This window comes from Mycobacterium sp., assembly GCF_032162605.1.
GTDB lineage: Bacteria > Actinomycetota > Actinomycetes > Mycobacteriales > Mycobacteriaceae > Mycobacterium.
The window spans coordinates 1-10,052 of sequence record NZ_JAVROT010000169.1; the positions used below are offsets into that span (position 1 = coordinate 1).

A 10,052-nucleotide genomic window follows, 5' to 3' on the forward strand; every position below is an offset into this window, starting at 1 on the left:
GCGTAGACGCCGTCGGCCGGGATCGCCGAGTACATCGGGGGCGCCACGTTGGCGGTGGGGAATCCGAGCCCCTTGCCGCGACCGTCGCCGCGCACCACCACACCCTCCACGCGGTGTGGCCTGCCGAGAGCCTCGGCCGCCACGACGACGTCACCGGCGTCGACGCAGGATCGAATGTAGGTCGACGAGAAGGTCACGGTCTGGTCCCTGGTCTGGTCCGTGTGGTGTTCTGACACCAGAGACATGCTCTCGACGGCGAACCCGAATCGTTCCCCGGCCTTGCGCAGCATGGTGACGTTGCCGCCGGCCTTCTTTCCGAAGGTGAAGTTCTCGCCGACCACCACCTCGACGACGTGCAACCGCTCCACCAGCAGTTCGTGGATGTAGCGCTCGGGCGTCAGCTTCATGAAGTCTAGGGTGAACGGCATGACGAGGAAGACGTCGACGCCCATCTCCTCGACGAGTTCGGCGCGTCTGGTGAGCGTGGTCAGCTGGGCGGGGTGGCTGCCGGGAAAGACGACCTCCATCGGATGGGGGTCGAACGTCATCAGAACCGTCGGCACCTCACGGGATCTACCCGCCTTGACCGCATGGTTGATGAGCTCGGCGTGGCCGCGGTGGACACCGTCGAACACACCGATCGTGACGACACATCTGCCCCAGTCCGTGGGGATCTCGTCTTGGCCCCGCCAGCGCTGCACGACGGCAAGCCTACGACGCGCCGGGGACGTCGGTGTCGCTAGATGCCCGGATGCGCAGAGGATTGCCTAAACTTCGACGATATGAACCCCGGCGACAGCACTCACGACTTGTCGTCAGTTGCCCAGGATTACCTGAAGGTCATCTGGACCGCGCAGGAGTGGTCGGTCGACAAGGTCAGCACGAAGATGCTCGCCGAACGCATCGGGGTCTCCGCGAGCACGGCGTCGGAGTCCATCCGCAAGCTCGCCGACCAGGGTCTCGTCGATCACGAGAAGTACGGCGCGGTGTCCCTGACCGAGTCCGGACGCACGGCCGCCCTCGCGATGGTGCGCCGCCACCGGTTGATGGAGACCTTTTTGGTGCGCGAGCTCGGCTACGGCTGGGATGAGGTGCACGACGAGGCCGAGATCCTCGAGCACGCGGTGTCCGACCGGATGCTGATGCGCATCGACGCCAAACTCGGATATCCGACCCGCGATCCGCATGGCGATCCGATCCCCGCCGCCGACGGGCGGGTCCCCACCCCGGCGGCACGCCAGCTGTCGGTCTGCCAGGACGGCGAGGAAGGCACCGTCGCCCGGATCTCAGACGCCGACCCCGAGATGCTGCGCTACTTCGCTAACGTCGGCATCAGACTGGACTCGCGACTTCGCGTGGTGGCCCGTCGCGACTTCGCAGGCATGATCTCGGTGGCCATAGAGGACGCGGCCGTGCACGTCGGCTCGGAGCCACCGGCCACCACCATCGACTTGGGAAACCCTGCAGCAGAAGCGATCTGGGTGGTCTAGCCAGCCAGGGCGCCTCACTTCCGTCGTCGAAACGGTCTACCGACCGCAGGACGAGGCGCACGACCGCGTTCCGCTCCCCTCCACGGACGACACCCGAGTGCCCACGCCGTTGACAGCGGCCCGGGATTCGGTGATCACGCAAGCAGGCCCTTGGCCACGTGGGTGATCTGCACTTCGTTGCTGCCTGCGTAGATCATCAGCGACTTGGCGTCACGGGCCAGCTGCTCGACGCGGTACTCGGTCATGTAGCCGTTGCCGCCGAAGAGCTGAACGGCGTCCATGGCCACCTCGGTCGCAGCCTCTGACGAGTACCACTTGATGGCCGACGCTTCGCCCAACGACGGCGGCTTGCCCGCCTTGAGTCGCTCGAGGGTCTGAAACACCATGTTCTGCACGTTCATTCGAGCTACCTCCATCTTCGCCAGCTTGAGCTGGATCAATTGGAACTGCCCGATCTCCTTGCCCCACAACGTGCGGGTCTTCGCGTAGTCGACGCACAGTCGGTGACACTCGTTGATGATGCCAAGCGACATCGCCGCGATCCCTACACGCTCGGCGACGAAGTTGGCGCGCGCGCTGTCCCGGCCGTCGCCGCCGGTGTGGTGCTCGGTCTCGCCCAGCAGCCGATCCGGGGTGAGCCGCACGTCATCGAAGAACAACTCGCCCGTGGGCGATGACATCATGCCCATCTTCTTGAAGGCCTTGCCCTGCGTCAGGCCTGGCATGCCCGAGTCGAGCACGAAGGTCAGCACCTTGCGGTTACGTTTGTCCGCTCCCGCATCGCCCTCGTCCAACTTGGCGTAGACGACGAGCACGTCGGCGTCCGGGCCGTTGGTGATGAACGTCTTCTGCCCGTTGAGGAGGTAGTCCGCCCCGTCACGACGCACGTAGGTCTTCATGCCTCCGAAGGCATCCGATCCCGCGTCGGGTTCCGTGATGGCCCACGCGGCGATCTTCGCCAGCGTCATCAAATCGGGCAGCCAACGTTCCTTCTGCGCCAGCGTGCCGCGGCTCGTGATGGTGGCCGCGCCCAGGCCGAGGCTGACGCCGACGGTGCTGAGCAACCCGATGCTGACCCCCGCGAGCTCGGACACCATGGCGACCGCCATCGAGGCCTGTGCAGCGATGTCCCCCAGCCCCCCGCCCTTCTTCTCGGCGTCCTGCCCGGATCCGGACTCAGCCCAGGCCCGCTCCCTTTCGAGCATGCCCTTGACGGCCTCCGCGGCCATCACGTCGAGGCCGAACTCGCTGAAGAGCTTGCGGGCGATCGGATACGGCGAGAGTTCGCCGCTCTCCAGCGCGTCCAGGTGCGGACGGATCTCCTTCTCGATGAACGCGCGCATGGTGTCGCGCATGATGACGTCGGTGTCAGACCACTCGAACATCGTTGACTCCTCTATGTGTTCGCACGCGAACGCCTTTCCGGTGATGGGACACTTCTCGGTCGCTCGATGTGTCCCATCTTTCCTACTACTTGTTCCTGGTTGCGTTCCCTCGCGAGCGAGCGTTCGGCGCGTTGGTAGGCCGTCACGACGGCGGCGCCGCGCAGCTGCCAGGTCCGTGCATCCGAGTGCACACGCGATCCCACCGCCGCCTGGCCCGCGCCGCATCCTGGTCGACGAAGCTCGCGACGAGGATCCCCCGGCAGCGCGTCGATCGCGGTGTACGCGATGTCATGCAATTCCTTGGGCGCCAGGTGGTCCGGCATCAACTCGCCGATGGCGGCGGTGAGGGCGCTGTTGGGCGAGATGCTCGATCGCATTCCACGGTGGCGTCGAGGAGCCGGGTCGGCATCCCCGTGCTGCGCTCGGCCTGAGTACGCCGCACGGTGCCTGCGTCCTTGGTCGACACCGCTCCTCCCCTTGCCACTCTGATATGAATACCAGCCAGTATGTCATCGCCCCAACGGGCGAACTAGAGGGTGGACGGGCGGATCACGACGACCGACTTCGTGCGCGCGCCGTCGTCGGCCAGCAGTGCGATGACCCGGCCGTCCGTGGCAGTCGCGGCGTACACGCCGTCAAACCCGGCCGATGCCAAGGATCTTCCGTTCGATGCCGACTCCGACTCCTCTGCGGTGAGGTCGCGTCGTGGAAAGCCAAGCAGGCAGGCCTCGTCGAGGGAGTAGCTCAGCCGTGGCTCGTCGGCCAGCTGTTCCAAGGTGTGCGCCTCGCCCAGCCCGTACCGGCCGACCCTGGTGCGCCGCAGCGCGGTGAGATGACCGCCGACGCGGAGGGCTGCCCCGACATCGCGGGCCAACGCGCGAATGTAGGTGCCCGACGAGCAATCGACCTCGACGTCGACGTCGACGAAACCGTCGGCACGTCGGACGGCTCCTACGTCGAACCGCGAGATCCGCACCCGGCGCGCGGCCAGTTCGACGGTCTTGCCCTCTCGCGCCAGCTTGTAGGCCCGTTGTCCGTCCACCTTGATGGCGCTCACCGCCGAGGGGATTTGATAGATCTCGCCGCGCAGTCCTGCGACAGTGTCCTCGATGCTGCCGTCGGTGACGTGATCCGCCGAAAACGTTTGAAGGACTTCGCCTTCGGCGTCCTCGGTGGAAGTGGTCTGCCCAAGTCTGATCGTGGCGGCGTACGACTTGTCCGTTGCGGTGAGCAGGCCGAGGATCTTGGTGGCGCGCTCGATCCCGACGACCAGGACACCGGTGGCCATCGGGTCAAGCGTTCCCGCGTGCCCCACCTTGCGGGTGCCGAAGACCCTCCGGCAGCGGCCCACCACGTCGTGGCTGGTCATCCCGGCAGCCTTGTCGATGACGACGAGGCCAGCCGCGACCGATCCCCCGGTCGCTGCGCTCCTGCCCGCCGGAGGCCCACTCACAGCACGATCGCCGTCAGGGTCAAATCGTCCGCAACCGACCAACGCCCGGAGAGCGCGGTCAGCGGCGGCCCCGACTCGGCCGCCGGATCGACGAGTATCCGCGACTCGAAGGTGCCCGAGCTACCGGACCCGTCGAGTTCGAACGTGACGTGCGCGTCCTCGAAGCCCAGCCAGCGGTGGGTCAGCGGGAACCATGCCTTGTACGTCGCCTCCTTGGCGCAGAACAGGATTCGATCCCAATGCAGGTCACCACCGAGCGACGTGAGCTGCCGACGTTCCTCGGGCAGGCTGATCGCGTCCAGCACGCCCTCGGGCAAGACGTCGTGGGGTTCGGCGTCGATCCCGACGGACCGGACGTCGCTCACGCGCCCCACCACAGCGCCACGAAAGCCCGCACAGTGCGTGAGGCTGCCGACCACACCCTCGGGCCAGCACGGTTCGCCCTTGTCCCCCTTGAGGATCGGTACGGGCGGCAACCCCAGCTCACCCAGCGCCTGGCGTGCGCAGTAGCGCACGGTGACGAACTCGTTGCGCCGCTTGGCCACCGAACGGGCGATGAGCGGCTCTTCCTCGGGCAGCGGTGCCAGGTCCGGCGGGTCGTCATAGAGTTCGGCCGACGCCACTACGGCGGGCAGCACACCCGCGAGCAGTCTCACCGTCGTGGTCCTTTGCTCTTCCCGCAAGCGCTCATCGGCCGGACCTCTGAGCTCGAATCTTCTCCTGCATCTTCTCCGCGCCTGCACGCATCTCCGGCGTGACCTCGAAGTGGCCACCGAAGTCGTTGAGATACCCCGGTGGGTACTTCGGGTCGGGCAGGATCTGTCGCATCCACCGATACGGTTTGCGGCGGCGCCACTCCCGCGGATAGCCCACCGAGACTTCCTCGAACCGCACGCCGTCGTACCAGGTGGTTCGAGGGATGTGCAGATGGCCATAGACCGAGCAGACCGCGTTGTACCGCGTGTGCCAGTCGGCCGTCGCGGTCGTACCGCACCACAGCGCGAACTCCGGGTAGTACATCGCGTCACATGGATCGCGCACCAGCGGGAAGTGATTCACCAGCACGGTCGGCGTCATCCAATCGAGGTCCTCGAGCTTCTTGCGGGTCTGGACCACCCGGTCGCGGCACCAGGCGTCGCGCGTGGCATACGGCTCGGCGGACAGCAGGAACTCGTCGGTGCCGACCACGTTGCGCTCACGTGCCACCGCGAGGCCCTCCGCCTTGGTCGCGGTGCCCTCCGGCAGGAATGAATAGTCGTAGAGCAGGAACATCGGCACGATGGTCGCCGGTCCACCTTCGTCGGTCCACACCGGAAAGGGATGCTCCGGAGTGAGGATGCCCATCTCGTCGCACATGTTGACCAGGTAGTCGTACCGGGCCCTGCCGAAGATCTGCATCGGGTCCTTGGTGGTGGTCCACAGCTCGTGGTTACCAGGCACCCAGATCACCTTGGCGAACCGCTTGCGCAGCAGGTCCAGCGACCACCGGATCTCATCGGTACGTTCGGCGACGTCACCCGCGACGATCAGCCAGTCGTCCGGCGACGACGGGTAGAGCGATTCGGTGACGGGCTTGTTACCGGTATGACCGATGTGAAGATCGCTGATCGCCCAGAGGGTTGGATGCCGATGATCCTGAGACGGCCCCGAAACATTGGAAGACACAACCAGCCAGCCTACTTGCGCCACCGGCGCCCGGTCGCCCGGCAACTAGAACATGTTCTCCTTTCCGGTCCTGGCGGCGGTTCGCGACTTGTACACTCCCGGCAATGGACAACGAGCGCAAGAGGGGTCCCATTCTCGCCAAGATGCGCCTGCTGTCGGCGATGTGTGCCCTGATCGCGGCGGTGGTCGTCGTCTGGCAGGCCAATCCGCTCGTCGGACGCGGCCCCGGGTCCGTCGAGCTGAGGTCCACGTCAGCGCCGATGACCGGGGTCTCGAGCAGCATCAAGTGGCCGGTCATTGAAACCGTCGATCCACGGCCGTTCGATCCCTGCGAGGACATCCCGATCGACGTCATCAACCAACTCGGACTGGGCTTCACACCGCCGGAGCACGAGGACGGCCTCCGGTGCCACTACGACGCGGGCAATTACCAGATGGCCGTCGAGGCCTTCGTCTGGCGGACCTACGCACAGACGCTTCCCGCGGACGCCGTCGAACTCGACATCGCTGGCCACCGCGCTGCGCAGTACTGGATCCTGAAGCCGTCGGACCGCAACAACCGCTTCTGGTTCAGCTGCATGATCGCGTTCGACACCAGCTACGGGGTGCTCCAGCAGTCGCTGTTCTACACTCCGGTCTACAGCGCCGATGACGTGGACTGCATGCAGACCAATCTTCAGCGCGCACAGCAACTGGTGTCGTTCTACAAGTTCTAATTGAAGCCTTCTCGAGCCGATCCATCGGGATCGACCGTTCGATCATCCCGTAGCTCTGCTTCCCGTCCCATGTGTACCGCACGCCGGCCTGCTGCAGTGCGGGGAAGGTCCAGTTCGCCATCATGGCGAGTTGTTCGGCGGGAACCTCGCCGGGATCGGTGATGTCGTGAGTGGAGAGCACGGTCTCGCCACTTATGCGCACGGTGCCGTCCTCCGTCTCCAACACGACGGAGACGTCCTCTAGCGGTTTGCAGCCGACGCAACCACGGCGCTTCGACCACGTGAGCAGGAGTCAGGTCCCCGTCGCCGGAGAAGTGAACGTGGCCTCGTCGCCGTCGACGCGCAGCGCTCCCCTTGCCCTGAACAGCTGCTCGTACCGGGCCCGCCCATGAGGTCGCCTTCGACCGATTTCGCGAGTTGAGTCGCCGACTTCTCGTCGAGGGCGCCCTGGATCCAGGGTGGTACCGCCAAGGTGGCTTCGACGTCGAAGTGCACGTCGACCAATGGGCCGGTCGTGCGGGCCGCCACCAGGTCAGCCGATGACGTCTGCATCGGCTGCCCATCGAAAGTCATTCGCCAGGTGTCGAATTCGCGTATGCAAGTGAAGCCCAGGGGGCCCGCGCCCAGCACCGTCGGCCGTCCGTCCGGACCCTCCGCAGGCCAACTTGGCGCGTCTTGACGCACCCGGAACACCCCGCCGTCGGGGAACGCCACGTTGACCTGGATCGCGTGCGCCTCCCAGCTCGACGACAGCGCCTCGATGCCGACGCGGGGCAGACCGAGCTCGCCGCGGTCGTCGAACACCCAGAAGCTCACGGAATCCCGCACCTCCGGGTTGTCTGGCGCTGGCTACCGCGACGACACGCGACTCTCCCTGCGTCCCGACGTCGTGGACTTCACCGGCGACCCCCTCCCCCACGATCTCTACGTGTTTGGCCACCCGGTGGTCGAACTGTCGCACTCGTGCGGCAACCCCCACAACGACGTCTTCGTCCGGCTCAGCGAGGTTGACGCGTTGGGGAAGTCGACCAATGTGAGCGACGGATTCATCAGACTCACAACCGATTCCGGCACCGTCCGGCTCGAGCTCGACGCGGTGGCACATCGATTCCCGGCCGGCTCCAGACTCCGGGTGATGGTGGCGGGCGGTTCACACCCCCGCTTCGTCCGCAACCTGGGCACTGACGAGCCGCCGATCTCCGGAACCACGGTTACACGCGCCAAGCACAACGTCCATCACGGCGCAGGCGGGCAGTCACGCCTGGTGCTCCCAGCAGGGTCCACCCCGCCGTCAGCCGACTGACGCCCGGACGCGCTCGGCGATCGCCGCCAGCGTCGCGTCGTCGTGAATGGGGTCGGCCCAGTCGGGCGAGACCGGCAGGTCGACCCAGCTCTTGCATCCCGCGTACGCGGGATCCCTCGGCAGACGCTGCGGCTGAGCCAGCGGTCGCGCCTGCACCACCAGAACGGTCAGCCGGTGTTTGGGCCTGAAGTCCAGCCGGTCGGAGCGCACCGACGCCGCCGTCCAGATATGGGTGTCCTCAAGGTCGTCGAGACCTTCTGGACGGTTGACCGGCACGGCCGCAACCACTTTCGCGCCGGCCCTGAGGACGATTTGGTCGTCGGTACTGTCGCGGCCCGCCGCATCGAGCAGGTCGCGATGCTCGGTGCGGACGCGCTCGGCATGCCCGTGCGCCACGGTGGGAAAGAATACGAACTCACCGGCGGCGAGATCGAACCGCTTCTCGTGGATGCCACCCTTGCGCAACAGCACGGTCTGACGGCCGTCGAGCATCGCGTGCACCGCCGCGCTCCACTCCTTGAGCGCGGGCGTGCTCACTGCGCCGCGAGCCGGGCTCGGACCTCAGGGCGACGCAGCGGCGGAATCGTCTTCGGCGGCTGTCGCCGCGGCGGCAGCTGGGACAGCAGTCGCGTGGTGGTCGCGGTGACCTCCGCGACCGCGGCCTCGAAGGCATCGGCGTTGGCGGCGGTCGGGCGGGTGAGACCACTGACCTTGCGGACGTATTGGCGTGACGCCGCCTCGATCTCCTCGGCGGTCGCTGCGGGCTCAAGGCCGCGCAACTCGGTGATGTTCCTGCACATGCCTCCACCATAGGTCGATGGCTCGATACGGTGAGGGCATGCCGAGCGCCGAACACAACTCCGTCCTGTCGATCGACACCACCGACCGCGTCCGCACGCTGACCTTGAATCGGCCCCAGGCGCGCAACGCGCTGTCGACCGAACTGCGCACCCAGTTCTATGCGGCGCTGCGCGCGGCTCAGGCCGACGACGACGTCGACGCCGTGATCCTCACCGGCGCCGACCCGGTGTTCTGCGCAGGACTAGATCTCAAGGAACTCGGCGACGCCACCGACCTGCCGGACATCTCCCCCAAGTGGCCCGCCATGAACAAGCCGGTGATCGGGGCCATCAACGGCGCCGCGGTCACGGGTGGACTCGAACTCGCTCTGTACTGCGACATCCTGATCGCCTCGGAACACGCTCGCTTCGCCGACACCCACGCCCGCGTCGGGCTGTTGCCGACGTGGGGGCTGAGCGTACGGCTACCGCAGAAGGTCGGTATCGGCATGGCCCGGCGGATGAGCCTTACCGGTGACTACCTCTCCGCTGGCGACGCACTGCGGGCCGGACTGGTCACCGAGATCGTCGCCCACGGCGACCTGCTGCCCGCCGCGCGACGGGTCGCCGGATCGATCGTGGGCAACAACCAGAAGGCGGTGCGGGCACTGTTGGGGTCCTATCACCGCATCGACGAGCAGCAGACCAGCCCGGGCCTGTGGATCGAGGCGACTTCGGCGACCCAGTGGATGCGCGACACGACGGGCGACGACATCGCCGCGAACCGGTCGGCGGTGCTGGAACGCGGACGCGCCCAGGTGCAGTAACGGCTCACCTCCCCGCGGGGCCCCAACTGCGCGACCCAACTTCTCGCGCGAGCGTGCGTGTCTGTGCCGAGACACGCCGGGACATCTGACATTCCACGCACGCTCGCGGCCCTGGACGAGCGGTCCCGCGTGGCGGCCCGGCGTAGGCTGCCGCCATGAACGAGGCACATCAGATGTGCGGCAGCGACGAGTGGCGCCAAGCCATCCGCGAGGTCATCCTGCCTTGGGCACTCGGTGAAACCGACCTCGGCGACGACGTGCTCGAGGTCGGTCCCGGCTACGGCGCCACCACCGAGGCCCTCAGCGAGAAGGCACCGCGCCTGACGTCGGTCGAGTTCGACGACGAGCTCGCCGCGATGTTGCGGGACCGCTTCGCCGACGCGCCGTCGGTCGAGGTCGTCAACGGTGACGCCACCTCGCTGGCCTACGGAGAC

General features: G+C 66.8%; 12 protein-coding genes and 2 pseudogenes. 5 read left to right on the forward strand and 9 right to left on the reverse strand.

Annotated features, from left to right (window positions below; genetic code table 11):
- Positions 1 to 701: bifunctional riboflavin kinase/FAD synthetase (locus QOI01_RS10225; RefSeq protein ID WP_526380484.1), on the reverse strand; the 701-nt coding region annotated here is incomplete at its 3' end.
- A gap of 81 nt (positions 702 to 782) precedes the next feature.
- On the opposite strand from QOI01_RS10225, the gene mntR reads away from it, so the two are divergent.
- The gene (gene mntR, locus QOI01_RS10230) at positions 783 to 1,490 is read left to right on the forward strand and encodes a manganese-binding transcriptional regulator MntR (RefSeq protein ID WP_526380486.1); all 708 of its coding nucleotides are present in this window, start codon (positions 783 to 785) and stop codon (positions 1,488 to 1,490) included.
- Positions 1,491 to 1,624: 134 nt separating this feature from the next.
- On the opposite strand, the gene QOI01_RS10235 is transcribed toward mntR, so the two are convergent.
- The 5 genes from QOI01_RS10235 to pptH all read right to left on the reverse strand — a co-directional run bounded on the left by QOI01_RS10235 (position 1,625) and on the right by pptH (position 5,993).
- Positions 1,625 to 2,875 (reverse strand): acyl-CoA dehydrogenase family protein, encoded by a 1,251-nt coding sequence (locus QOI01_RS10235; RefSeq protein WP_526380488.1) that lies wholly within the window; start codon positions 2,873 to 2,875, stop codon positions 1,625 to 1,627.
- Between the two features lie 11 nt (positions 2,876 to 2,886).
- A complete protein-coding gene (locus QOI01_RS10240) occupies positions 2,887 to 3,252 on the reverse strand; it encodes a hypothetical protein (RefSeq protein ID WP_526380489.1) in 366 nt (121 codons plus the stop codon).
- 152 nt (positions 3,253 to 3,404) lie between these two features.
- Positions 3,405 to 4,244 carry a tRNA pseudouridine(55) synthase TruB gene (gene truB, locus QOI01_RS10245; protein WP_526380500.1) on the reverse strand — a complete coding sequence of 280 codons (840 nt, stop codon included), beginning with the start codon at positions 4,242 to 4,244 and terminating at the stop codon, positions 3,405 to 3,407.
- Between the two features lie 80 nt (positions 4,245 to 4,324).
- On the reverse strand, positions 4,325 to 4,984 hold the full coding sequence (gene pptT, locus QOI01_RS10250; protein ID WP_526380491.1) for a 4'-phosphopantetheinyl transferase PptT: 660 nt from the start codon (positions 4,982 to 4,984) through the stop codon (positions 4,325 to 4,327).
- Between the two features lie 31 nt (positions 4,985 to 5,015).
- On the reverse strand, positions 5,016 to 5,993 hold the full coding sequence (gene pptH, locus QOI01_RS10255) for an ACP phosphodiesterase PptH (RefSeq protein ID WP_526380493.1): 978 nt from the start codon (positions 5,991 to 5,993) through the stop codon (positions 5,016 to 5,018).
- Positions 5,994 to 6,124: 131 nt separating this feature from the next.
- Here pptH and QOI01_RS10260 point away from each other — a divergent pair, with 131 nt between their 5' ends.
- A complete protein-coding gene (locus tag QOI01_RS10260; protein ID WP_526380502.1) occupies positions 6,125 to 6,709 on the forward strand; it encodes a DUF3558 domain-containing protein in 585 nt (194 codons plus the stop codon).
- A gap of 4 nt (positions 6,710 to 6,713) precedes the next feature.
- Here the strand turns inward: QOI01_RS10260 and QOI01_RS10265 are convergent.
- Positions 6,714 to 7,537: pseudogene (locus tag QOI01_RS10265) on the reverse strand (hypothetical protein); the annotation flags it as partial.
- Positions 7,538 to 7,553: 16 nt separating this feature from the next.
- Between QOI01_RS10265 and QOI01_RS10270 the strand changes: the two are divergent.
- Positions 7,554 to 8,012: pseudogene (locus tag QOI01_RS10270) on the forward strand (CocE/NonD family hydrolase); the annotation flags it as partial.
- Here the strand turns inward: QOI01_RS10270 and QOI01_RS10275 are convergent.
- Together QOI01_RS10275 and QOI01_RS10280 are read right to left on the reverse strand one after the other, a co-directional pair.
- Entirely contained in the window at positions 8,001 to 8,549 is a 549-nt protein-coding gene (locus tag QOI01_RS10275; RefSeq protein ID WP_526380494.1) for a DUF1802 family protein, read from the reverse strand. The pseudogene QOI01_RS10270 and the gene QOI01_RS10275 overlap by 12 nt on opposite strands.
- Positions 8,546 to 8,812, reverse strand: a complete 267-nt coding sequence (locus QOI01_RS10280) for a DUF2277 family protein (RefSeq protein ID WP_526380496.1) — start codon at positions 8,810 to 8,812, stop codon at positions 8,546 to 8,548. Before QOI01_RS10280 ends, QOI01_RS10275 begins: the two co-directional genes overlap by 4 nt.
- A gap of 38 nt (positions 8,813 to 8,850) precedes the next feature.
- Between QOI01_RS10280 and QOI01_RS10285 the strand changes: the two genes are divergently transcribed.
- On the forward strand, positions 8,851 to 9,618 hold the full coding sequence (locus QOI01_RS10285; RefSeq protein WP_526380504.1) for an enoyl-CoA hydratase: 768 nt from the start codon (positions 8,851 to 8,853) through the stop codon (positions 9,616 to 9,618).
- Positions 9,619 to 9,773: 155 nt separating this feature from the next.
- Positions 9,774 to 10,052, forward strand: a 279-nt coding sequence (locus QOI01_RS10290) for an rRNA adenine N-6-methyltransferase family protein (protein ID WP_526380498.1), incomplete at its 3' end; no start/stop codon positions are given.

Coding starts and splice junctions, on each gene's coding strand:
- QOI01_RS10240 (WP_526380489.1), bottom strand. CDS start 3,252: ATGCGATCGAGCATCTCGCCCAACAGCGCCCTCACCGCCGCCATCGGC.
- QOI01_RS10285 (WP_526380504.1), top strand. CDS start 8,851: ATGCCGAGCGCCGAACACAACTCCGTCCTGTCGATCGACACCACCGAC.
- mntR (WP_526380486.1), top strand. CDS start 783: ATGAACCCCGGCGACAGCACTCACGACTTGTCGTCAGTTGCCCAGGAT.
- truB (WP_526380500.1), bottom strand. CDS start 4,244: ATGACCAGCCACGACGTGGTGGGCCGCTGCCGGAGGGTCTTCGGCACC.
- QOI01_RS10235 (WP_526380488.1), bottom strand. CDS start 2,875: ATGTTCGAGTGGTCTGACACCGACGTCATCATGCGCGACACCATGCGC.
- QOI01_RS10280 (WP_526380496.1), bottom strand. CDS start 8,812: ATGTGCAGGAACATCACCGAGTTGCGCGGCCTTGAGCCCGCAGCGACC.